This is a genomic window from Dokdonia ponticola (assembly GCF_042653865.1).
Classification (GTDB): domain Bacteria; phylum Bacteroidota; class Bacteroidia; order Flavobacteriales; family Flavobacteriaceae; genus Dokdonia; species Dokdonia ponticola.
This window is the reverse complement of record NZ_JBHSFV010000001.1, coordinates 67,909-92,915: the sequence shown is the minus strand read 5'-3', so window position 1 is coordinate 92,915 and position 25,007 is coordinate 67,909. Positions and strand designations below refer to the sequence as shown.

The window sequence follows — 25,007 nt, the reverse complement described above, 5'->3', positions numbered from 1 at the left end:
TTGAGGAGTTGAGGAGTCGACAAGTCGAGAAGAATATAATTTCGATACACTTCCGCAGAAAAAGGTGAAAGCACTCAATCACCTAAGATCTGTTTTTAGACAGCATTAAAGCGAGGAGACTGAGTGATTTTATATCAGCACAGCGTGATGATTTAAAATTGTATCGAAGTCACCGGGATTTAAAAGTTGAGGAGTCTTACCTCTAGAAGTGCAGCGGTCTTACCTCTAGAAGTGCAGCGATCTATTCCTCAAATTCATGCACAGCAACAGCGATTTTAGAGTCAGCGGTGCCATAGTAGAGAAACCAGCGGTTTTTAAAAGCAACTAAACCTTCTACAAAACATACCTCATTGACTTCTCCGATTTTCTCGTAGTCTTTATCAGGGTAGATAAAATAGGAAGGTGTTCTCTCTAGTAGTTTGTTTGGCTGGTCTTTATCAAATAAGGCTTGTCCAGCTGCATAGGTAAATTTTGGTAAGGCAGCGTCATTAAAATTGGCAGCATTACTCGCATTATAAATTAATAAAATGCCTTCTTCTTTATAAATAGCAAACGGACCTGGCTCTACCAATCGGCTATCAAAATACCCGCTTCTAGGATGCAACACAGAAATCATTTTCTGATTTTCTTCATTCACTGCTACTTCCCAATGAATTAAATCGTCTGAGGTCGCGATAAACAGATGCGTATCTCCAAAATACATCCAGTATTTCCCATCAATCTTTTTGGCGATGTTTTTGTTTCCGATAACGTCTACAACAATCGCTCCCGATTTTGACCAAAGATCTTTATAACGATCTTGGCTAAGTACGAGTCCGTGTTTTGTCCAATTGATTAAATCTTTAGAGGAAGCGATCGCTAGGCGAGCTGTTTTTCCATCGTAAGCGGTGTAGGTCATGATGTAGGTGCCATCTTCACTTTCGATGATTCTTGGATCTTCCACACCGTCAAAATAGCAGCTTTTGCAATCCTCAACAAGCGACTCGCCGTTGAGTTTTCTATAATTCCATTCATAGGGTTTCATCGCATCTTCATCCGGATAAAAAACAGGTGTTTCTTCTTTTGTAAAATGAAGTCCGTCGTCACTGATCGCAAGCCCAATCCGTGAAGTTCCCATAGAATCTTGAGCTCTGTAAAATAAATATACCTGATCGTCTTTCACAATCGCCGACGGGTTGAGGACATTTCGTTCTTCCCAATTGCGTTCCTGTTTTGTAATCGGACATTCAAATTGTAAGCTGGTTGTAGGTTTTAAAATAGGGTTGATACTATCTACCTTAGTAAACTTAGTAAATGCCCAATGATCAGTATCTTTTTGTAATTCAGCGGTTTCTGTAACTGTCTTTTGGCAGCTACAAAGCAGGAGGGTTGTTAAAATAATTGAGCATAACGGTTTTAAAAAGGATGTATAAGTCTGCATCGTATGTGTTGAGTTTTAGGTGGATTCAAGGGAAAGATACGGTTATTAAAATTTAGAGGTTATTTTGGTTTCGAAATCGTATTTTTGAACACCATCTATCCGTATGTCGACACCACAAGAAATACACCATGCTCCCCTCCAAAATCGAATCATTCAACTGGATATCCTGAGAGGGTTTGCGTTGCTAGGGATATTTGTGGTGAATATAGAGATCATGAATTGTGTGTTTATGAATCAAGATGCTTTTTCACAGCAGTGGACATCTTCTCTAGATCGTCTGATGGTACGTATTCAACAACTCTTTTTTTACGGAAAGTTCTTTCCTATATTTTCGTTGCTTTTTGGGATAGGAATCAGTATTCAATGGATGAGCTTAAAGCGAAAAGGTATATCGATTGCCTTCTTTTATCGTAGGATGGGTGCTTTGTTTCTGTTTGGGGTCGCGCATATTCTCTTTTTGTGGTCGGGTGATGTTATACACATCTATGCACTTATGGGGTTAGGTACACTCCTTTTTGTACAATGGACTCCCAAGCAATTATTGATCCTGGCACTCATTGTATTTCTATTTCCTTTTTATGGGTTGTTGTTTGAATGGATTGTTTCAGGTATTGGATATCAAGCGGAACGTTATTTGGAAGCCTACACATCTGAGTCTATAGTAACGACCATCAGAGAGGGTACGTATTTTGAAGGCATGCAATTACGCATACAGGAGTATAAAAGTAATGTGAATGTCTTATTGGTATCTCTGATGCCTATTGCTTTTACCATGTTTATCCTCGGACTCACCATAGGGAAGAAGGGATGGTTACATGATATCCCTACATGGATTTGTCGTATTAAAAAACCCATCCTATGGATGGCCGTACTTTCTAATCTTTATAGACTCTTCTTTCTGTTCTTTTTATGGGAAACGGATATTTGGTCAGCACCGATTTGGCGATCAATTTTTATCTATGCCATGCATCTTTGTGACACGTTGATGGCGTTGTTTATGGTTTGGTTAGTGGCGTATGGATATCAGTATTCGTTTTGGAAGAAGCTTTTATCGCCTTTACAATATGCAGGGCGTATGGCACTGACTAATTATTTATTACAAAGCTTGATAGGACTTTTTATATTCTCTTCTTTAGGATTAGGGTGGTATCAAACTCTATCTCCATCCCAAACGATGGGACTCGCTATAATGGTGTTTACGGCACAAGTATTCTTCAGCAAGATTTGGCTTCATTTTTTCAAGTATGGCCCTTTGGAGTGGGTGTGGCGGTGTATTTCGTATGGAAAGGTGCTGGCGATTAAGAAGAGTTAAATAATTCAGAATCGCCACGTTTCTAGACACATCGTTTTACCACTCATCATTTTTTAGTCTCGATTCGTGGTTCCTTTGATTCCTGTTTTGTTTTCGCGAAAGCGAGAACCATTTATTTTATTTTAAAACTATTTTTTATAGTGTCAAAACCCTCGGCGTTTTCTTTTCTGTCTTCAACAGCTTCTTGTTTGAGAATTACAACAGAATTAGTTGGACTACTAAATGCATATATCATTCCCTCATGCTTCATCCCCATTGTTTTGAAATTAAACTGTGAAGATCGAGACGAAACCGTATTATATTGACTGTCTACTATCTCATCAAAACTGAAATCGTTTAGAACGGGATTATCTTGTAATTGTTCAATATTCATCAGTATAGATTCGTCTAAATCAATTAACTCCTCGTATGAAACTATGGTTATAAGTCCGCTGGCGTCAAGTCCTTTTTTTTCTACTGATAGATAAAAAATACCTTCTTCTATTGCTTCACCATCTGTAATATTCCAATCTTCAGGATATGTAAAACTAAAAACAGTATTCTCAAATCTTTTTTCAGAAACTTCTTTGTTATTTATTTCTACTTTATTGTTTTCATTTTCCTTACAACTGATTGTTATTAAGAAAAATAAAAGTGACAAAATTAAAAGTTGCTTTTTCATGTTTTTTTAGGTGTATAGAATTAAGGGAAGAAACTACATCGAAACTACATCTTTATAGATTGATATTCCTCTATGATTTACTAAACTTCATTTTAATTATCTAAAGGAAATGTAATTCCAACGGCAAAAGCTCCAGTAGCTTGTTCGACAGATGGATGAAAATAATAAGCGAATCCTAAATCAACATTATTATTTTTTCCCAACTCTAGTCCAAATGAAAAAGGCACGTGAAAAATAATACCGCTTTTGTCAATGTTATCAAATGCTGTTAATGTTTCAAATTTCCCAATAGAAGTTCCTATTCCAATTTCAATGTACGGAGCCACCCATGGAATTGGTGCGCGCACTCTTGCTTTTCCACCCAATAAAAAGGCCTTTGTTTCTGCTTTTTCATCGGTTGGGTTATCATTTAAATCTTTTCCGTCTGAATTTGTCAAAATAAAGCCTGCATAGGGTCTAAATTCAACCCAAGAAGTCGCTTTTAATACCAATTCTGCTTGTGCAAAAAAACCACTATCAGCTATTTCGTCAACACTGTTGAATGGTACACTAACTCCGTATCCAATTTGAGCATTTATAGACTTTTCTTTTATAAACTGTGCTTGAATTAAATTTGAAGATAGAATGACGATTAATACGATTAGTGTTTTTTGCATGTAGTGTTTTTTTTAAATGTTATGTGGCTAAAGTGCTCTGCAGATTAAGGGTACAATGTTACTATATCTTCTTTAGTCAACCTAGGATATTTCTATATTATTTCAATAGCTATCGGACTATAAGATTCATGACTTGCAATACATCCCTTTTTTATTAAAATTTAGTCTTAATTCGTGATTTCCTAAAGTCGTGTTTTCTTTTATCAGGCTTAGTCCAACTTCTACATCATTATGCTCTTCGAAATCTTAAAAAGAATCAAAACTTCCCTGCTTTACTGTTGTCCTAGACGTTCTTTAAACTGTGTAATAATCGACTCAGGATTCCAATCCTCTTCTTCTGTCTTTCCGTGACCTAGCGAGCTAAAATCAACTAACGCTCCTTTTTCAAAAAAGTAGTCACAGCTCCATATAATGGTGTCATTTCCAAAAATAGACAGTTTTGTCTCACGGGCAAAAATGAGGGTATCTCTTTTTGTAAAATACAATTCCTGATACTTATCAGGAGTCTCATAAAACCCCGCTTTATAGATTTTAAAATACGTACCAGGATCACATACATCTGTGAACTCGCATATTTGAAAGGTTTCATGAGTTGTTTTTACTTCTGAAATAGAAAAGTCATCTTCAAAATCACATAATCTCAATTGATTGTGAACCTCTGTAATGACTTCCTTTCGGAATGTTTCTCCTCTTCCAAAATCTTCTTGTGCGTTCACCATTAAAGTAGGGGATAATAGAAATACAAGTAAGATCTTGTTCGTCATGTTTGGTAGAGAATTGTCTGCAAAAGTATATAAGTATAACGTTTTAAAAGTGAGGATATTTTTAGATCTTTTTTAATGCACTCTCTATTTTCGCTTTAAGCGAAAAAACATATACCAAATCAGAAAAATATCTCTAGATAAACACTAAAATCAAGGTAAGTATGATACCCGCTGCCGCGAAATACATCCCTTTTTTGAAGACCGGCATTTTTGGCGTATACATCCAGAAGGCAGAGAGTACAAAAAAGAGGAGGGAAGCGCCAAAAAAGATATTTAGAAAGTATAAAGGACTGTTTGTTGTTGCTTTATGTATTCGCTCCATTTTTTCTAAAACAAAGGGAAGTTCCAATTTTTTTATGCGAACAATTCCTGTTTTCTGATTGTAATTTCCATTTTTGAAATACAAAATATCTCCTTCTGTCTTTTCTACTTTACCGCTCTTACGAATCTTAGGAATTAACTCAGCAGCTGTTAAGTTTGGTTCTAGCTGACGCTCTGTAATCACTTCGTTTTTTAAGAAATCTGTTTCTCTGTAAACCATGATAATACCACTCACAGCGTATACTGCCATGATTCCAGCCAAGAAATATCCTAAGTATCTGTGAATAATTCTCATTTGAAATGGGAAGGGGGCTTTCTGTTTAGCCATAGGTGCACCTAAATTTTTAAAATGGGAAATCTAAAGAAAATCAAATTATAAATCCTCAATCTAAAATCTTCAATTCTATCAACAATTTTCAGGATTCAAACTTCCAGCATCTAGAATCTAGTATCTGAAAATTAACAATCAAGAATTATTAATCTACATTTTCCTTCTTCTTTCTTAAATCCGTTTTGACAAAGAATCCGATTTGAAAACGGTCAAAGGTGTCTACCCTAAAGTCATTTTTTAAGTACCCGATTTGCGTACTGAGATTTTTAGAGAAGTTATAGCCCACAGCACCAAACAAACGGTTTTGTCCAAAAAACTCATTTTGTAAGTTGATGAATATTTCATCATACGCTGTGAGAAACCATTTGTCATTCAGCGGATACGTCACCCTTAAAAAATAACGGGCACGGTGCTGGGTATCATTTCCCGAAAGGGGATTGTCTATAAAACGTTGTTCTAAACGATACCGATGTGAGAACTTAAATTTCCCTACAGAGTTTTTAAGTAAAAATTGTTGGTAGATACGGTGTTCTGTGGTGTTTTGCTCTCCATCAGGTTCTTCAAACGTAGGGTCTGTGGTGATATAGGCATACCCAAAAGTTGCCATGGCATTATCTGAAATGTTGTAGTTGACTCCTGTACGGAGTAATAACTGATTAAAATTATCGGCAAATTCGTAGTTACGGTATTGAACCTCTGCGTGAATACTCACTTTTTCAGATACTTGGTTGGTGGTAAATAGCATATACCATGCGCCTAGATTACTTTCTCCATTGTTTTGCGCAGATAGAGGATAAGAGGTAATAGCGATAAATAGGAGTGCCAATGTTATTTTTTTCATAAATGTGATGTAATTTTAGTAGGCATTTTCGTTTGCCATTAAAGATCGGTTTTTTCTAGTTTATTGGTGTCACCTTTCAAATATTGATCTAAAAATTCTTTTACTTTTTTTGTAGCTTCTATTTGATTTTCTTTTTTGACAAACCCATGACCTTCATCCTCAAAAAGGACATATTCAACTGGCACACCATTTTTACGTACCCCTGCTACAATTTCATCACTTTCTACTTGTAATACTCTTGGGTCTTGTGCGCCTTGTAATACCAGTAATGGTTTTGTTACTTTATCTGTGTGAAATAAAGGTGAAATTTGCTTTAGTCGAATTGAGTCTGCCGTATTTGGATCACCCATTTCATCATATAGTGCATCTTTAAAAGATGCCCACCACGGCGGAATACTTTTTAGCGTGCGTACCCAGTTGGTTACACCAAAATAATTGACACCGACTTTAAATTCTTCGGGTGTAGCGGTAAGTGCTGCCATGGTCATAAAACCACCATAAGAACCTCCCATGATACCTATTTTATCTGCATCAATCACCTCTTGTTGAGCCAACCAATCTTTGCCTGCGATACAATCCTTCAGATCTTTGTCCCCATGATTTTGGTTGTCCATTTGATAAAATGTTTTTCCATAGCCACTACTGCCTCGGTTATTAACCGCTAGTATTGCATATCCATGGTTGACTAAGTATTGTGTGCGAGAACTAAAATTAAGCCTTGATTGCCCTCCTGGTCCTCCATGAACAAGTACAAGCGCTGGAACTTTGTTGTTAGCACTAGCTTGCTTAGGTTGGTAGTAAATAGCAGGAATTTCAACTCCATCAAACGACTTGAATCGAACGACTTTACCTTCTACGAGATCATCTGCATTGATGTCTTTATTGAGAACATCCGTTAATTGATAGTATTTTTTTGTATTCATGTCATACGAATACATATTGGTTGGTTTTGCAGAGTTTCCTACAGTTAGTAATGCCATTGTTTCGTCTCTAGAAAAACTAGCACTGCTAACAGATTGCCCGTCTATTTCAGGGAAATCTATGGTTTTACCTGTAGCCACTTCTGTAACTTTCATCACTGTTTTGGCATCTTCATTCGTGAAGAAAATAGTATAGGTTCCATTTTGTGTAAAGTAGTAACTATATACAGGCCATTCATTATTCGTTACACGTTTTATGTTACCTGTCGCGATATCATAGCTCGCTACATATGAATTTTCTGCTCCCGCATCTGTAGAGAAATATAACGTTTTTCCATCTGGAGAGAAGTCTAAATGACCGTTACTACTCTGTGTAGCATTTACTTTCTTTTGCTCATTGGTTTCTGTATTTACAATGTATAAATCGCTGTCATTGGTATTAATCGCTTCAGAGAGCGTAATGTATTTACCATCATCACTCATGGCGTTAAAATCACGAGTGTTTTCTACTTTATAAATCATCTTAGATGTATAATCTTCAATATTCATTTCGTAATGATCCAAAAACTGAGGATCGCGTTCATTGCTCCCATAAAAGAAACTTTTTCCGTCTTTTGCCCAACCTCTAAAAGAGGTTCTTACGCCCTCCAAGGGTGTTAATGCCTTAATCCCATTTTCATCTTTTACAAACAGCTTAAAGATTTCATCACCATTTCCATCCATTCTAAATAGGATACGATCATCTTTAGGGAAGTAAGAGATCCCGTAAACAGAACTACTGTCACTCTGAGTGATTGGTGTGAGTTCACCTCCTTTACTAGGTGTGCTATACATGTTATTAATCCCAGAACGGTTACTAGTTATGAGTACCTTGGATTTATCACTAGAAAACCCGTTGGCTCTAGCACTTTCGTTATCCATAAATTGCTCAATGGTATAGTGCTCAATACTTTTAGATGCAGCTATAGCTTCGTTCTTTTCTTCTTTACAAGAATAGAAAGAAATCATGCATGCACTTACGATAAAAAGGAGTGCTTTGTTCATGTGATTAGGTTGTTAGTTGTTAAATTGACTATGACTAAATCATATTAAAATGTCTGTTTAAATGCCGTCGATAACTCAATCAAAAAAAAGATTCTTACAAGTTTCGATGGCATCTAAACAGACAAAATGTATGAGGTATTATCTAGCTGTTTTATACTATTAGTACCTCTGTCATGTTGAGCTTTTCGAAGCATTGGTGATACTAATGGTCTTCAACAAGCTCAGACTGACAAATTAATTCATTTCAAAACTTTTAATTTCTTTAAATGGTTTTATATCCAACGCTTCTAATTTAGATTGGAATGGTGTCCACTCTTCTGTAAAGAAGGTGTTGGTGGTATCAAGAGCAGATTTCAACTGATCTTTGGCTTGCTGAATCAATCTCTTTTCTGTCGCTGTTACTCCATTAGGACGACTTCCAGCATATCCACGAGCAAGACCAATGCGACGCATGACGGTCATTTCTGGATTGCGCGTAATTCCTTGCCGTTTGTCCACTTTTCCTAAATATAACGCAATGACTTCATCAATACGTTTCACCATCTCTCCAATCTCTTTTAGATCTCCTTTATGTGCATCATCTTTGTCTAGTTTTTTCAGCATTTTTTTATAATCCTCGGCGATGGTCTTACTTTCTACCAATTGTTTCACAGCATCGGCGGCAGTTTGTGTAAGTCCTTGGAGTGTTTTTCCTGTCTCATACGTATCATTAATTGCTTTTTGAGAAACTTCAATTCTAGGATCAGATTCGACAGTAATCGAAGACGTACTCGTTTGATCTCCGTAACTCATCACAAGTTTATAGGTTCCAGGTTTTACAGAAACGCCTCCTGGCTCATTTCTACGCTTACGTACACTACGGGAGGGTCTATCCCCGCCAGCTTCATCCATAAACCATCGGGTTTTGTGAATTCCTGTACTGTCTGGTGTTTTCCATTTTAAATGACGTATTTCTCGCTCACCATCATAAATTTTAAGATGCACAGAATCCCACGTTACTTTTTTTACTTCCGAATCGTCAGAGGTCTCATCATCTTCATCCTCATCTTTTTTTCCTTTAGTATCCGCGGAGGCGGATATCTCATTCTTTTTCACATAATAAGAAATATAAGCCCCGCGACCTCTATTTTCAGCATTGTAAAGGGCATCGCCTCCAAAACGACTTCCTGTCGGTTGTTGGTAGGCAGCTTGATACGCCGTAGGAGGTTGGAAAAGTTGTAGCTTTCGCGAAAGCGTATTTTTATCCTTTGCAATCGCACGCAGGGGTCTGATGTCATCAAGTACCCAGGCTGCGCGTCCAAAAGTTCCAATCACTAAATCATGCTCTCTTGGGTGGATCACCAAATCCTTTACAGAAGTTGTTGGGAATCCTTTGGTCCATTTTTCCCAATTAGCCCCTGCATTTAATGATACATAAAGTCCATCATCAGTTCCTAAAAACAGTAAGTTAGGTTCTTCTAAATCTTCCAAAATACACAAGGCGTAACTCTGTACATCATTCCCATCTACAATACGCTCCCATGTTTTCCCATAGTTGCGCGTGCGGTAGGCGTAAGGTGTATAATTAAAACGACGATAATCATTAGCGACAAGAAGTGCTTCTCCTTGTTTTTTGTTACTTGCTTTGATTTGTGTAATCCAACTTCCAGCGGGAAGCCCTTTCAGGTTTGCCGAAACATCGGTATAGTTCTTACCGCCGTCGGTGGTATAATGCACGCGGCCATCATCAGTACCTACCCAGAACATATCACGCTCCATAGGAGAAGGCTCGATCACCAGAATAGTGGTATGATTCTCAGCTCCCGTCGCATCCATAGAAAGTCCTCCAGATTCTGATTGTTTCTGTTTTTCAGGATCATTAGTTGTTAAATCTGGGGAAATCACTTCCCATGTCAACCCTTTGTCTGTCGATTTATGTACAAACTGACTACCAAAGTAAACAGTATTACTATCAAAAGGATCAATATTAATAGCCGAGTTCCAGTTAAAACGTAGATAAACATCTGGATCTGGGTGCGTAGGTTTTACCCCATAATTGTTTCCTGTTTGCCAGTCATAACGACTTACTGATCCTTGCTGACTCATGGTCCATCCATATCGGCTATCATCAGGGTCTGGTACCACATCAAAGCCATCACCAAACGAAATTTCTTGCCAATAACTATTGCGAATCCCTTGTGCTCTCCAAACATAGGCAGGACCTCTCCAGCTTCCATTATCTTGCATCCCTCCGTATACATTATACGGATATTCATTATCTACATTGATATGATAAAACTGCGCTACAGGTAAATTTCCAATAAAACGCCATGTTTTTCCACCATCTTTGGTAATATTCATTCCTCCATCATTTCCATCTATCATAAACTGACCGTTGTCTGGATGAATCCACCAAGCGTGGTGATCTGGGTGCACACCGTTATCTACGCCATACGCACCCATGAGTTGTGAGAAATTTTTCCCACCATCTTCAGATACATTAACGTAGGTGAATACAGAAAACACCCTATTTTCATTATCTGGATCTACGTGGATATCTGAATAGTAAAAAGGTCTGTTTCCGATGTCCTCTTTATCATTAATTTTTTTCCAGTTGAACCCACCGTCTTCCGATCGATAAAGCGCATTTTTTTTAGCTTCAATTAATGCATATACGATATTTGGTTTGTTAGGCGCAATAGAAATTCCGATACGTCCTAATTCTCCTTTTGGAAGTCCGTCTTTATCAGATAATTTCTTCCATGTTTTTCCACCATCATGTGTCATGTGTAATCCAGAACCTTCACCTCCTGATGTAAAAAACCAAGGCTCACGTTTATGTTCCCACATGGCTACGATCAGTTTATTCGGATTGGTAGGATCCATTACCATATCGGCGACTCCTGTTTTGTTATTGGCAAATAATATTTTGTTCCATGTTTCTCCCCCGTCGGTTGTTTTAAAAACGCCTCGTTCTGGATGTTCTCCCCATGGCGACCCTATAGCGCCTACATATACAATGTCGGGATTGGTAGGATCCACAATGACACGATGGATATGTCTTGTTTTTTCAAGCCCCATCGATTTCCACGTTTTTCCGCCATCAAGTGATTTATAGATTCCATATCCCCCATTTAAGGAGTTACGAGGGTTCCCTTCTCCCGTTCCGACCCAGACCACGCTAGGATTCGATTGTTGGATAGCAACCGCTCCGATAGAAGCTGTCAATTCGTTATCAAAAATGGGATCCCATTTAATACCGCCAGATGTCGATTTCCATAACCCACCAGAGGCTGTACCCACGTACATAATATCTGGTTGATCATTAACAACATCAATAGCCGTGACACGACCTGACATACCGCCAGGACCAATGTTACGAGGTTCCATGTCTTGAAGAATAGACATGTCGAGTTTCTGTGCGCTTGCGATGGTACAAAGGCACAAAAGAAGAAGTGAGTAAAAATGTTTCATTTGGTTAATTTAATAAAGTGTATAAGGTGTTCGTTTTTGCACGATAGGTTAGGATCGTGGCTACTTCTGGTATTGAACGGACTAAGTTAAGGAAATGTGAAAGCCTAAAATCTTAAAGTGATGTTAAGTTCGCTTTCGCGAAAGCTAAAAAACAACCTATTTTTATGTATAGTCAGGTTTTACACCTTATAATTTTAGTCTAGCTATCATTGAGACAGGTTTCTAGCTCTCAAAAATAAAATATATATCAAAAGTCTAAATACATAACAGTGATGCTGTGACTATATCCGTTCTCTGTTTTTTTAAGAATAAAGAAGAAATTAACGAACATTTGGCAGTTTGTTTATCTTTTTGATAATATCTTTGAACAAAATAATAAACCAATAAAATATTTATATGAAAAAATTAGTAATAGTACTCGTATGTGTATCTGTAAGTTTTTTATCATTTACAGGTAAAGACAAGAAGGAAGTAACTACAACACAAGATCAAAACATCGTTCAAGTAGCTGCTGGTAACGAAAATTTCTCAACACTCGTAGCTGCTGTAAAAGCGGGAGGTCTTGTAGACGTATTATCAGGAACCAATGAGTTCACGGTATTTGCTCCAACAAATGCAGCATTTGATAAATTACCAGAAGGAACTGTAGCCTCTCTTTTATTACCAGAAAACAAAGACGCACTAACTGACATCTTAATGTACCACGTGGTAGCAGGAGAATACAAAGCTGCTGCTGTTGTAAAAGCCATTAAGGATAATGGAGGTAAATTTTCGGTAAATACTGTGAAAGGTGAAAAAATCACGTTAATGATGGACGGAGCAAATGTTGTCATTAAAGATGCCAAAGGCGGAAAATCAGTCATCATCATGACAGATGTAGATGCTTCAAACGGAGTGATACATGCCGTAGAAAGCGTTTTAATGCCAAAAGAATAATCAAGTACACACCTTAGATTTTACAACAATTTTATATTAACTAAAAACCATTTATTTTGAAAAGAACAATAGTAATGATGCTAGCGGCTGGATTAATTGTAGCTTCTTGCGGAGAAAAAAAAGAGACTAAAGCAACTGAACCTGTTACAACTGAGACAAACGTAGAAACTGAAACTACAGAAGTAACTGAGGTAGAAACGCCAAACATTGTAGGGGTTGCCGTAGGAAATGAAAATTTTTCTACACTAGTTGCCGCTGTAAAAGCAGCTGAGTTAGTAGATACATTAAGTGGTGATGGACCATTTACAGTATTTGCACCTACCAACGATGCTTTTGGGAAATTACCAGAAGGAACAATAGATACATTATTAAAACCAGAGAGCAAAGCGACTCTTACAGGTATTTTAACATACCATGTAGTTGCTGGAAAATTTATGGCAGCAGATGTTGTAGAAGCGATCAAAGCAAATAATGGATCATTTACAGCTGACACAGTACAAGGAGAAAAAATCACATTAATGTTGGACGGTGAAAACGTGGTGATCAAAGATGCCAAAGGAGGAACATCTGTTATCATAATGACCGACGTAGCAGCTTCTAATGGAGTAATTCATGCTATAGACACTGTTATAATGCCTAAATAATAAATAGCATACCTTATTTAAAAAATGCCTCCTTGCGAGGCATTTTTTTGTGAATACGTTTTAATAAATATACATGCGTATTTAGCATACTTCTTCTAAAACAGTTGTTTTCATAGGGTTTAGAAAATAATGAGCACTACGATTATTTTGTTTGATATATTTTACTTATCTTTAAACAAAATAAAAAATGTTATGAAAAAGATACTGTTACTTCTTGCTTGCTTATCGTTATCTTTTTTATCATTCACCATAAAAGATAATGAAGAACTAATCATTCATCAAGATAAAAATCTTGTCGAAGTTGCTTTAGAAAACGGAAGTTTTTCTACGCTTCTCTCAGCTGTAAAGGCAGCAGAACTCGAATGGATTTTATTAGGAGAAAACCAATTTACAGTGTTTGCACCTTCTAATGCTGCTTTTGATAACCTACAGAACGGTACCCTAGATTCCCTTTCAAAATTAGAGAATAAAGATGCATTAGCAGATCTTTTAATGTACCACGTGATCGCAGGAAAATATAAAGCTTCAGATATTATAAAAGCAATAAAAGATAATGACGGAGTCTTTGCTGTAGACACGATAAAAGGTGAAAAAATTACCTTAACGATGGATAATGGTAATGTGGTTATTGAAGATGCAAAAGGTGGAGAGTCTGTTATTATCATGACAGATGTAGACGCCTCTAATGGCGTAATACATGCCATAGACCATGTTTTAATGCCAAAATAATAGAATTCCCCCCTTTTTTTATGATTATTGACGAAGATGATGCCTCCTTGTGAGGCATTGTTTTTTTCTCACCCTCACCTTTTCAAAGAAGGAGAAGAAATTTACAGATAAGTATTCCCCTTTGGGGATCAAGGGGCTTCTAGGCGCTTATTACTCTTAAAGGCATGTTAAGTTCGCTTTCGCGAAAGCGTCATTTTAACAAATAATCGTATTTTTATAGTGCATGAAAAAAGATGAAAAACGCAAAGGGTTTGTCTTCAAACCCTACGAAGCAGAAAGTCAGTCGCTGTTTGAAAAACTATTGGATATTTTCCAAGAGCTGATCACACATACTTCAGGTGATTTTGATGAAGCGATGGACTGGTTAAAGCAACTAGATGAGGAGTATACGTTGACCAACGAAGATTATACACTGGATGATTTTGTAGAAGAACTCAAAGAAAAAGGCTACATCCGTGATGAGGTTCGTCCCGACGGATCGCAAAGTGCGGCGATTACCGAAAAAACTGAGCGCGCGATACGTCAGCGGGCATTGGATCAGATTTTTGGAAAACTCAAAAAAAGTACTCAAGGAAATCACCGTTCTAAAATGAGCGGACAAGGGGATGAGCATACAGGGGATTACCGTGGGTATCGTTTTGGCGATGCCTTGGAGCGCATTTCGATGACCGAAAGCTTACGAAATGCACAAATCAATAATGGAATGGGAGATTTTAGCTTACGCGAAAGTGATCTCGTCGTTGAAGAAACCCATTTTAAAGCACAGATGAGTACGGTGTTGATGATTGATATTTCCCATAGTATGATTCTGTATGGCGAAGATCGTATTACACCCGCCAAAAAAGTAGCCATGGCACTTGCGCAACTCATCACCACGCGGTATCCAAAAGATACGTTGGATATTATTGTGTTTGGCAACGATGCCTGGCCGATTAAAATCAAGGATTTACCCTATTTACAAGTCGGTCCCTATCATACCAACACCGTGGCAGGGCTTGAACTCGCTATGGATATCCTACGTCGTAAACGAAATACCAACAAACAAATTTTTATGATTACCGACGGGAAACCGAGTTGTTTACGTCTCAAAGATGGCAGGTATTATAAAAACCCAAATGGATTAGATGCCCATATTGTGAGTAAATGTTATACGATGGCGCGTCAAGCGCGAAAATTACACATCCCGATCACCACGTTCATGATCGCGAGTGATCCGTATTTGCAACAATTTGTCGATGCCTTTACCGAAGCCAATCAAGGAAAAGCCTTTTACACCGGCTTACAAGGCCTCGGTGAAATGATCTTCCAGGATTATGAAACCAATCGGAAGAAACGGATTAAATAAAGTAGAAAGTAGAAAAACGAAAGTTGAAACCGAGTAGGGTGTGGTTGTTTTAAAAAATGAATACATTTTTTTGATTCATTTTTTTAAACTTTCCGTTCTACCTTTGATTGATTATGAAACCAATCGGAAGAAACGGATAAAGTAAAGTAGAAAGTAGAAAAGCGAAAGTTGAAACCGAGTAGGGTGTGGTTGTTTTAAAAAATGAATACATTTTTTTGATTCATTTTTTTAAACTTTCCGTTTCCATCCCTTCGAAGTAAAGGATTGAGGGAAGTAGAAGCGTAAATGAAAATAAAACAAAGGACATTGAGTGATTTGATTTCGCCGAAAGGCAGGAAGCAAATAGTATCGAAATGACCGACTAGAGAAGAATAAAGCATAAATAGCGTACTACTCTAAAATAGAGCAATACGCTATTTTAAGATGATTAAGTTAATAAGAATGAGATTCCCGTCCCTGCCTACCGCAGGGAGGTTCACGGGAGTATAAATGAAAATAAGATTCCCGTCAGAGTCTATCCTGAGCGATAGTCGAAGGACGGAAATTAAAAGAAACATATGAAAAACATACAAACACTGGGTGAATTAAAAGCATCCAACTGGACATCACGAAGTATTAAAGAAGAGCTTCGCGAGCATTTAATTGATAAATTACAAAAGAAAGAGCCAACCTTTACGGGGATTCACGGGTATGAATACACAGTAATTCCTGAATTGGAACGCGCAATTTTGTCACGCCACAACATTAATTTGTTAGGTTTACGCGGTCAAGCAAAAACGCGTTTGGCTAGGCAGATGGTCAATTTACTCGATGAGTGGATGCCGATTGTAGCAGGTTCTGAAATTAATGACGATCCGTTGCAGCCCATTTCTCGTTATGCTACAGAATTAATCGCTGACAAAGGGGATGATACGCCTATTGATTGGGTACACCGTTCGGAGCGTTTTGCAGAGAAATTAGCCACTCCCGATGTCACCGTAGCGGATATCATTGGGGATGTGGATCCGATCAAAGCTGCCAATCTCAAACTGAGCTATGCGGATGATCGTGTGATTCATTACGGGATGATTCCACGAGCGAATCGAAGTATTTTTGTAATCAACGAATTACCCGATTTACAGGCTCGGATTCAGGTGGCGTTATTTAATATCTTACAAGAGGGCGATATCCAGATTCGCGGATTCAAACTACGCTTACCCTTGGATATGCAATTTGTCTTCACGGCAAACCCTGAAGATTATACCAACCGCGGAAGTATTGTGACACCATTGAAAGATCGTATTGGTTCACAAATCTTAACGCACTACCCAGAAGATATTGCCACAGCAAGAGCAATTACCGAGCAAGAAGCCCGTCTCGATGAACGTCAGAAAGACAAAGTACATGTACCCGATTTGGTACGGGATTTATTGGAAGAAATTAGTTTTGCCGCTCGTGATAGTGAGTTTATTGATGAGAAAAGTGGGGTTAGTGCACGTATGAGTATTACGGCATTTGAGAATTTAATGAGTACCGCAGAGCGTCGTATGCTCATTAGTGGGGAGTCACATACTGCGATTCGTTTTGGAGATTTGATGGGCATTATCCCAGCGATTACAGGAAAAGTAGAGTTAGTGTATGAAGGAGAGCAGGAGGGAGCTGCGTATGTGGCAAAAGAACTGATCGGGGATGCGACCAAAAATCTGTTTTTAATGCATTTCCCGAAAATAGAAAAACTGACCAAAGACACTGATGAAGATCCGTATGAGGAGGTATTGGCTTGGTTTTTTGAGCAAAGTGGTTTTGTCCTCGAAGACGACCTCTCTGATGCTGAGTATAAACAAAAACTAGATAGCATCACTCCATTGACAGCCTTAATCAACAAGCACCTTCCTGATACCACTCCTGAAGATTCGTATTTTATGAAAGAATTCGTTTTGTGGGGACTCGTAGAGTTTAAAAAACTGAGTAAATACGAACTTTCTAATGGAATGCGATTTAATGATTTGTATGGGAGTTATATTTCTGGGTTGTCGTAAGGTTTCTTGATGTCAAGTGGGTGGTTGTTCTGTGTTCTTTGTACATTTTTTCTGACAAAGAATACAGAACTTTCCGTTTCCGTTATCTAGGTTTAAAAAACTGAGTAAATACGAACTTTCTAATGGAATGCGATTTAATGATTTGTACGGCAGTTACATTTCTGGGTTGTCGTAAGGTTAACACTTTACAAATAGCACTAAATAAAAAAGCTAGCATCTCAGATGCTGGCTTTTATGGCTTATATGGATAACACGCTAATTTATCTTGTTCAACTTAGTTTGAGCATACAGGTATAAATTATTTTTACTTTTCTCTTTTAAATGTTATGGAGTTTTCCGAATCAAATTCGGTTGGTCGGGTATCATTATACCCTATGGCAAACTTCATGGTATCTTTATCAATAAAATGGGCAATACAAAGTAATGATTTTTGTTCTCCGCTTTCCAATTTTGTCAATATCAAATCCACTTCTATGGGATCTGTTTCACTATTAATTTCATAGGTCATTCTCCCTTTTTTTCTTTCATACAAGAATTCTTTCCCTCCAAAAATTTGACCCTTCACTTCGAAGTAGGCATACCCTTCTGAATCAAAATTTATGCGTCCAATTTCATTTTCATCTTCTCCAACCCACGTACCAATGAAGTTGGCATCATCTGTTTCGATGGTTAGCGATAAAAAAGGGATAGAGAGGAGGAGTATTAGTATTCTTTTCATAATGTTTGTTTCAAATGTTTACGGTTTTGTGAAGAAAATAGTATGCAAAAAGATACTACATTTTGATTAGATATAGATATCGGGGTTATAAATTGTATTTGTGAATGGTTTATTGAGAAATTGTTCTTTGGGTTACAATGCTCTAGTTCGGAGCACTAGTTACAAACTGGTGTCAACGCTGGGCACATTATTTTCGATTAGTCATCATTGATTACTTTATCCATTCTCCAATTGGCAACTTTTAGTATTCTCATCATCCTATCGGCTAGTTCAGGATTATAGGAGCATCTAGATTCATGAAATCCAATCCAATCTGGAAAATATTTTTGAGCCATTTTAAAAATTTGTTTATCAAAATTATCTGATCCCATAATACCCATACTGTTTATTGGCCCCAGCACTAATTTCGTCCGATGATGAAGTACATATCTAAATGCATTTGCCAAGTCGCGTTGCATTCCCCACAACCCTTCATCTTCCCAGATGAATCCACCAGACATCAACTCATATTCCATTTTTGGATGTATACGATCTGATTTTGTGGGTAGCGTATTCTTATGGACAATGAATAACCTCCAAAACCATATTTTTAGAATGAATTTTTTCATTGGTTGAAATTCTTTTTACGAGTGTTATTTTTAGATGGAAGTATGTGAAAAGATACTAAAATTGATTCTGTTATGGCATTAGTGGTTATGATATGTGTTTGTGGATGACTTAGGATGGGATTATGTTTGGAGTTATCATACTCAGGGGTGGGGCACGAGTTATAAACTGGGGTCAGCCCTTAGTTTAGCATTGTTATTCACAATCGATTTTATAAAAGACTCAGGATCGCTGCGCTACAGGATTCACGACTCAGGACTTGTTAAAAGAATCACTAACTAAAAGTGGTCAATGCTATTCAGGCATGGACAACTAGAAAATCAAAAATCCAAAATCTCCAATCGTTCTTTTTTCATTTTGATATTCAGAATCCAGAGTTATGAGTTTAAATAGGTATATCGACAGACTTGCACATCTTTCTCGAACCTGCCTCGCCGGCAGGCAGGAGCGGAAAATTATAATCTCTTATACTTTTGCCTAGTATGTTAGAGGCGCTAAATGATATGTTTTAGTAGGATTTCTTTAAGTATTTTATAATCAATCCTAGCTGTCCTAAATGGTAGAGGTCATGTTGTAACATCCCATTTAAAAGAAAACGATAAGGGTAGGTGCCTTTGAAATCGGTATCATAATATTCCTTTGTGAGAAAGCTATCGTTTTCTTGATGGAGAAGTGCGATGAGTTCGCTGAGAGAATGATCATAGGCTTCTTTTATGGAAGCCCAACCTTGTCGTTCTAGTATAGTATTTGGCAACCAGTTTTCTTCACAATCATCTGTTTTGCTTCCTTTTCCTGTTTTAATTTTCAGAATGGCTTCTTTCCTCCATAGGGTAAGGTGCGAAATGATTTCGGCAATGCTATGCATATCGTCCATGGGTCTTTTAAAAACCAAATCAGAATCAATACTTTTGAGTTTGCGTTGATACGTACTTCCCACCCACGGACTCCCATGCTGGATGTTTTCGAGTTCTTCTATGAGGTGGTTGATGATAGCATTCATATAAAGATGTATAGGGTGTTTGTGATGAAGGTCATTATTTACGCTTCGTGGCTCTTTCCAAGCGATCGTTTATAGAGGTGCCCAATCCTGTGTCAGGAAACTTTTCAGCGACAATCATATCTAAATATAAGGTGTCTAGTTGGTGTAGGGTGGTATACAATTTTGCAGCGGCTTCTTTTAAATTGCCACTTTCAGATAAAATCTCAAGATGGGTTACGTTTGGCGCTGTAAGTCCGTTGGAGAATCGGATGACGCCTATTTTTTTGGTGGGATGCTCTTTTATAAAATCGGCGACATCATCCACCAAGTACAATTTGGTATTGGGCGCATAGTGTCTTGATAACATCCCTGGCGCATTAGGGGCGACTTCTTTTTTGTTTTTAAGCGTAACGTCACCTATCACTTCGATAATTTCCTCTATAGATATCGATCCTAGACGGTAAATCACAGGTTTGTTATCTTCAAAACCTACAATGGTTGATTCGATGCCATTTTGACAAGGTCCACCTTCAAGCACCATGGCAATAGCATCTTTAAAATAATTCTCAACGTGTTGAGCAGTTGTAGGGCTAATGCTCCCAAAAGGATTGGCACTGGGTGCTGCCAGCGGGAAGGGTAGGTTTTTTAACAACTCTAAGGTCACGGGATGATTCGGAATTCTGACTGCAACGGTGTCTTTTCCAGCGGTGATGAGATCTGGGACCGTTGCTTTTTTCTTTAAAAGTAGGGTTAATGAACCTGGCCAAAAAGCCTCAGCGAGTTTTCGTGCTTTTTCTGGAAATTCAGCGGCGAGTGCTTCAGCGCTTTCAATGGAAGCCACGTGTGCAATCAACGGATTAAATAACGGTCGTTGCTTGACCGAAAAGATCTTACGAATGGCCTTTTCGCTGTATATATTTCCAGCCAACCCATAAACTGTTTCGGTGGGAATGGCAACGACGTCTTCATTAGTTAAGATGTCAATAGCTTTTGTAATATCCTTAGAAATGATGCTCATTATGTTTTATTCGCTTTCGCGAAATTACTAAAAGAAAACGACCCGATACAATTCGTTCTAGGTTTTTGGAAGCGTTAAGCTATCTTTAAAAACTAACACGTGATAAAGCAGAAGTATTTTATTTACAACTGCAACTAGACTGTTAGCAATCCACCTTATTTATTTGACAGGTTTATATTTCATTTCGATTTCTGGTTCGATGAAGTAAGCAAATATAATAGCACTACTTTGAAAGGGTTGTGTTAACATATATTGACGGGGCACGGTTAAAGAAGATTCATTTCTATGCAACCAAATATCTCCCCAAACATGTACTTTGGTATCTAAAACAAACTTCTCATACACTTCTGTATTTACCTGTGATAAATCAACTTCTTTACCTGGAAATCGTTTAGGAATAGCGTCTAGATGTTGTTGAGATGCAATAGCTTCTCTTGTATTAAAAACAGTTCCAAAGTCATCTTCCTTGGGCGCTGTGTCTTCGGTAGCGAGTGTAACAAGAGAAACGTTAAGGATTACATTTTCAGGAATCAATACCACATCTTGATTGAATTGCGGGAGTAAATTAAACAGTATAGGCACATAACATTCTCGGTACAATACTGCATCAAGGGTTTCACTAAACAAAATGTCAAACGAATCGGCTTCAGGTACTTTAAAGGTCACAGCATCGGCAGTATAGAAGTTTTGAAGATAGGCAGACAATTCAAGGGCATCCATTAATTTTTTCGCGGAAGCGACCGCATTACTATTAATTTCCAGCAGTGAAAACTGGACTTCTTCGGGTTGAAATAAAGGCGCTACCAGTGTTATAAAGGGGGCATAAGGACCGCAGCCAGCATAAAAAATACGGATCAATTCTCCAGGTTTTTCTTTTTGTTTCTCTTTAATGACCGTGATCATGGCTCTTAAAAACTGGGTCGTTCGCTTGTAATCGAATAAGCATTGTGCGGCAAAATTTAAGCCTAATGCCTTCCCTTTGGCTGTAGGAATAGCCGCTAGATGTTCAATTTTAGAGTCGTATCCGGTAATGTTGGTGATTTCCTTAAAATGCGAATGGATTTTGTTGATACTTTTTTCAGCGTCAACTTGGCTGATGGAGTTTTCATATACCGAAGATGTAAATGTTCGGATGAGCTCTCGTGTGTTTTGGTCTGTCATTATATGTATCCCTTTTTAGTGCTTTTAAATGGTGTTTGTTAGATGGTTTGTGAGCGAATTTAGGAAACAAATTACACATATAGAATTCATACGCTATCGAATTAAAGGTATGCTAAGTCATTTAAATTTGAAGTTTAATTTTTGTTTCTCCGACCATCGTATGTTTGATATTATTTTGAGTTTCCCTCCTAGAAAGGAGGGATTGAGGGAGATGTTAACTGGAGCGTTTGTAAGAACACACCCCTTAATCCCCTATTTAGACAAGCTCAGCACAACGTCTTTCTAGCGGGGAAACTGTTATCTATAAGTTTTAAAATAGAGTAGTGTTCTATTTTAGAGTATTACTCTATTTTAAAAGCATCTGAATAGCGTTTTTTCCAACCACCAACCTTCCAGTTGGCATTTAGGAATCTTAGTTGATTAAATTCCCAAAGAACAATGCGTTTAAAAACAGTTTACAGAGGTGTAGAAACGGAAAGTTTTAAAATCTTTGTAAAGAAAAAAATACAAAGATTTTAAAACAACCACCAACCTACCCGTTGGCATTTAGGAATCTTAGTTGATTAAATTCCCAAAGAACAATGCGTTTAAAAACAGCTTGTTAGTACCATACCAACTGCCTCTAAAGTTGGGATTATCGGCAAAAAGGACCACGCGACCTCTCCCTTGCGGACTCACTACCAGCGAGGCAGAAGGTTTTAAGTTATCTTCCAAGTTCTCGTCAGAGATAAATCCGTCGATGTGTGGGTCTTTGGTGTATTTGGCGACAGTATTGTATTCGTCTTTACTTGGGGCTAACCATACATTATTATTTTTATATACAGGAAGATCACGCGCGGTAAATCCAAACCCTAGTGGATGCGTTATATCTAAATCGACTTCAAAAATAGCACCTCCTAGGCGTTGCTTACCGCGATTAGGTCTCTCATCTACATAGTTTTTACGTTCGGTTACTTTCGCTGTATCCTTTTTCTTTTCAGTCAGTTTTCCTGTGGCTACCTTTTTATTAATCGCCCATGAAGTAGCACGCCCAATGGTAATAAGTGTATTTCCTTGGGATACCCAGTCTTTGATGTTTTTCAGCTCACTATCTGAAAGATCATTGTAATTCCCAGAAACCATGACTAAGGTGTTATAGTCGGTTAAATTCACACGCCCGAAATTAGACATCAATACTTTGGTGATAGGCATGTGGACACGGGTGTCTAGTAAGTGCCACACTTCTCCAGCCTCGTAAGAGCTAGTCCCATTCCCAATAATCATAAGGGCTTTAGGGGTGTCTATCTTGGCAAAGTTGCTACTTCCTAAGTCAATACCTTTTACACTAAAACCAGTATCTGCTGCATAGATAGGCACCTGAAAACGTTGTTGCGCTTCTGATACAATCGTAAATACATTAGTAGCATCTAATGATTGTCTGCTTACAGGCACCATAAGCGTTCCGTAGTTGAAATCGACAGTGCCGCTTTTTGTTTTGGCAGTAAAGGGTTTAAAAGCGGTAGAAACTATGATTCCTTTTTGCTGTAAATGATACAGTAAAGCCGAAGCATTGTAATCATTATAATCAATTAAATACGCATAGTTGGTTTTAGATACCGGTGTTACCGTAGCAAGCGAACTTGTACTTGTAATTTCATTTTGTAAACTAGGAACACTAGACAGTTCTTTGGCGCGCATGTTGTAAAAATTAGCCACACTCCACGCACTTGCGTCATAATAGACACTATCACGATATTTGCTATAAGTTTCAAAGAAAGATTGTACCATTCGTTTTTGAGCTTGTGCAACAGGTACCACATAGGTGCCATCTCCTTTTTTATAGGTTTTAATTCGGTGCAAGAGTAGTTTGTCTATAAAGGCTTTGGTGCGATTACGATCGTTGGGATCACCAAATTCATAAGCAGCGGCTTGGTCTGTTTTTGCTTTCGCTAAAGCGGAGACAAAGAAATCCTGCTGGTATTTACGCAACTGCGCTTTATTTTCAACAGCGGCTTTTACGGTAGCAAACCCAGAGGTGTACTGATTTCTGATGGTAAAGGCAAACGAGATCGTTCCAAAATCGGTGTCTTGTAAATGCCCTCGACTACTGGCTTGTTCAAAAAGGAGGGCTAAGGCGCCCTGGAGGTCTGGGTACGAACTTCCATAGCCGGGATAGGTGCCGTCAAAGGCTTCTTTGGTAAAATAAAAAGAACCAATCTGATCCAAAGCATCCGAAAAATAGGGTGCAAATAAATCGTTGAGGTCCTCATAATTTTCTTTAGGCATAATCGGATCAAGGCTTCCTATTGGTACCATAGGTTCAAAGAAGTGGGTGCTGTTGGTACCCATTTCATGAAAATCAGTAACCACATTTGGATACCACTCATGATACCAGTTGAGTTTACCACGGCTTTCTGGATTGATGCCTAGCAACCAATCGCGATTCAAGTCAAACCAATAATGATTGGTACGTCCACGGGGCCACATTTCAGTGTGCTCTGCATCTATATTATCAGATACTAATGGCGATCCTTTAAAGCTATTGGCCCATTGCGTATGACGATCTCGGCCGTCAGGATTAATGGTTGGATCAATGAAAATGATCGCATTTTTTCTATAATTCACTATGTCTGGATGCTCAGAAGCAACGAGCGTGTAAGCCGTTAGTAAGGCTGCTTCAGAACTAGAAGGTTCATTTCCGTGTACATTATAGCCTAGTTGTATGAAGATGGGTACTTCGTCATAATTACTCACTTTTTGGGAAGTATTGCTAAACGCAAGATGTTGCTGCTTGATGCTTTCTATATTGTTATGGTTGTCTGATGTCGACACGGTGAACATGACTAATTTTCTGCCTTCGTGGGTTTTTCCATACTCCATGATGGTAGCGCGATCGGATACTTCGGCTAGTTTTTCTAGGTAAGAAACAATTTGATCATGCCGTGTATGTTGGTCTCCAATGGCATACCCGAGATACTGTTCTGGTGTCGGAATATTTTGCTGGAAAGGAGCATATTTAGCGAAGTAGTAGTCTTGCGCTTTCGCGAAAGCGGATAAAAGGAGAATAATAACGAGTAATGAGCGTTTCATACACAAAGTTTTAGTTGACTAAAATTATTAAAAAATAAATAGAAAGCCTTTACATATAGGA

20 protein-coding genes are annotated in these 25,007 nt (G+C 38.0%); 6 read left to right on the top strand and 14 right to left on the bottom strand.

Going from position 1 to position 25,007, the window contains the following annotated elements:
* Positions 1-241: 241 nt before the first annotated feature.
* The gene (locus ACFO3O_RS00380) at positions 242-1,420 is read right to left on the bottom strand and encodes a glycoside hydrolase family 130 protein (RefSeq protein ID WP_379976532.1); all 1,179 of its coding nucleotides are present in this window, start codon (positions 1,418-1,420) and stop codon (positions 242-244) included.
* Between the two features lie 103 nt (positions 1,421-1,523).
* Between ACFO3O_RS00380 and ACFO3O_RS00375 the strand changes: the two genes are divergently transcribed.
* The gene (locus ACFO3O_RS00375) at positions 1,524-2,732 is read left to right on the top strand and encodes a DUF418 domain-containing protein (protein ID WP_379976531.1); all 1,209 of its coding nucleotides are present in this window, start codon (positions 1,524-1,526) and stop codon (positions 2,730-2,732) included.
* A gap of 112 nt (positions 2,733-2,844) precedes the next feature.
* On the opposite strand, the gene ACFO3O_RS00370 is transcribed toward ACFO3O_RS00375, so the two are convergent.
* The 7 genes from ACFO3O_RS00370 to ACFO3O_RS00340 form a co-directional block, all read right to left on the bottom strand.
* Complete coding sequence (locus tag ACFO3O_RS00370) at positions 2,845-3,393, bottom strand: hypothetical protein (RefSeq protein WP_379976530.1); 549 nt, start codon at positions 3,391-3,393, stop codon at positions 2,845-2,847.
* Positions 3,394-3,485: 92 nt separating this feature from the next.
* The gene (locus ACFO3O_RS00365) at positions 3,486-4,049 is read right to left on the bottom strand and encodes a hypothetical protein (RefSeq protein WP_379976529.1); all 564 of its coding nucleotides are present in this window, start codon (positions 4,047-4,049) and stop codon (positions 3,486-3,488) included.
* 272 nt (positions 4,050-4,321) lie between these two features.
* Complete coding sequence (locus ACFO3O_RS00360; RefSeq protein WP_379976527.1) at positions 4,322-4,813, bottom strand: hypothetical protein; 492 nt, start codon at positions 4,811-4,813, stop codon at positions 4,322-4,324.
* Positions 4,814-4,946: 133 nt separating this feature from the next.
* Positions 4,947-5,462: a hypothetical protein gene (locus ACFO3O_RS00355; protein ID WP_379976526.1), complete on the bottom strand. Its 516-nt coding sequence runs from the start codon at positions 5,460-5,462 to the stop codon at positions 4,947-4,949.
* 148 nt (positions 5,463-5,610) lie between these two features.
* Positions 5,611-6,306, bottom strand: coding sequence for a DUF2490 domain-containing protein (locus tag ACFO3O_RS00350; RefSeq protein ID WP_379976525.1), 696 nt, complete (start codon positions 6,304-6,306; stop codon positions 5,611-5,613).
* A 38-nt stretch (positions 6,307-6,344) separates the two neighbouring features.
* Positions 6,345-8,270, bottom strand: coding sequence for a S9 family peptidase (locus tag ACFO3O_RS00345; protein ID WP_379976524.1), 1,926 nt, complete (start codon positions 8,268-8,270; stop codon positions 6,345-6,347).
* A gap of 234 nt (positions 8,271-8,504) precedes the next feature.
* Positions 8,505-11,723 carry a WD40/YVTN/BNR-like repeat-containing protein gene (locus ACFO3O_RS00340; protein WP_379976523.1) on the bottom strand — a complete coding sequence of 1,073 codons (3,219 nt, stop codon included), beginning with the start codon at positions 11,721-11,723 and terminating at the stop codon, positions 8,505-8,507.
* A 396-nt stretch (positions 11,724-12,119) separates the two neighbouring features.
* Here ACFO3O_RS00340 and ACFO3O_RS00335 point away from each other — a divergent pair, with 396 nt between their 5' ends.
* From ACFO3O_RS00335 to ACFO3O_RS00315, 5 genes are all read left to right on the top strand, one after another.
* Positions 12,120-12,659: a fasciclin domain-containing protein gene (locus ACFO3O_RS00335; RefSeq protein WP_379976522.1), complete on the top strand. Its 540-nt coding sequence runs from the start codon at positions 12,120-12,122 to the stop codon at positions 12,657-12,659.
* Positions 12,660-12,715: 56 nt separating this feature from the next.
* Positions 12,716-13,303 (top strand): fasciclin domain-containing protein, encoded by a 588-nt coding sequence (locus ACFO3O_RS00330; RefSeq protein ID WP_379976521.1) that lies wholly within the window; start codon positions 12,716-12,718, stop codon positions 13,301-13,303.
* Between the two features lie 192 nt (positions 13,304-13,495).
* The gene (locus ACFO3O_RS00325) at positions 13,496-14,032 is read left to right on the top strand and encodes a fasciclin domain-containing protein (RefSeq protein WP_379976520.1); all 537 of its coding nucleotides are present in this window, start codon (positions 13,496-13,498) and stop codon (positions 14,030-14,032) included.
* Positions 14,033-14,255: 223 nt separating this feature from the next.
* The gene (locus tag ACFO3O_RS00320; protein WP_379976519.1) at positions 14,256-15,377 is read left to right on the top strand and encodes a vWA domain-containing protein; all 1,122 of its coding nucleotides are present in this window, start codon (positions 14,256-14,258) and stop codon (positions 15,375-15,377) included.
* A 557-nt stretch (positions 15,378-15,934) separates the two neighbouring features.
* Entirely contained in the window at positions 15,935-17,395 is a 1,461-nt protein-coding gene (locus tag ACFO3O_RS00315; protein ID WP_379976518.1) for a MoxR family ATPase, read from the top strand.
* A gap of 304 nt (positions 17,396-17,699) precedes the next feature.
* Here the strand turns inward: ACFO3O_RS00315 and ACFO3O_RS00310 are convergent, their stop codons facing one another.
* The 6 genes from ACFO3O_RS00310 to ACFO3O_RS00285 all read right to left on the bottom strand — a co-directional run bounded on the left by ACFO3O_RS00310 (position 17,700) and on the right by ACFO3O_RS00285 (position 24,946).
* Complete coding sequence (locus tag ACFO3O_RS00310) at positions 17,700-18,113, bottom strand: hypothetical protein (RefSeq protein WP_379976517.1); 414 nt, start codon at positions 18,111-18,113, stop codon at positions 17,700-17,702.
* A gap of 197 nt (positions 18,114-18,310) precedes the next feature.
* Positions 18,311-18,721: a hypothetical protein gene (locus ACFO3O_RS00305; RefSeq protein ID WP_379976516.1), complete on the bottom strand. Its 411-nt coding sequence runs from the start codon at positions 18,719-18,721 to the stop codon at positions 18,311-18,313.
* 506 nt (positions 18,722-19,227) lie between these two features.
* Positions 19,228-19,719 carry a DinB family protein gene (locus tag ACFO3O_RS00300; RefSeq protein ID WP_379976515.1) on the bottom strand — a complete coding sequence of 164 codons (492 nt, stop codon included), beginning with the start codon at positions 19,717-19,719 and terminating at the stop codon, positions 19,228-19,230.
* A 34-nt stretch (positions 19,720-19,753) separates the two neighbouring features.
* The gene (locus ACFO3O_RS00295) at positions 19,754-20,716 is read right to left on the bottom strand and encodes an L-threonylcarbamoyladenylate synthase (protein ID WP_379976514.1); all 963 of its coding nucleotides are present in this window, start codon (positions 20,714-20,716) and stop codon (positions 19,754-19,756) included.
* Between the two features lie 159 nt (positions 20,717-20,875).
* Entirely contained in the window at positions 20,876-21,877 is a 1,002-nt protein-coding gene (locus ACFO3O_RS00290) for an SAM-dependent methyltransferase (RefSeq protein ID WP_379976513.1), read from the bottom strand.
* A gap of 555 nt (positions 21,878-22,432) precedes the next feature.
* A complete protein-coding gene (locus tag ACFO3O_RS00285; protein ID WP_379976512.1) occupies positions 22,433-24,946 on the bottom strand; it encodes a M14 family zinc carboxypeptidase in 2,514 nt (837 codons plus the stop codon).
* Between the last annotated feature and the right edge of the window lie 61 nt (positions 24,947-25,007).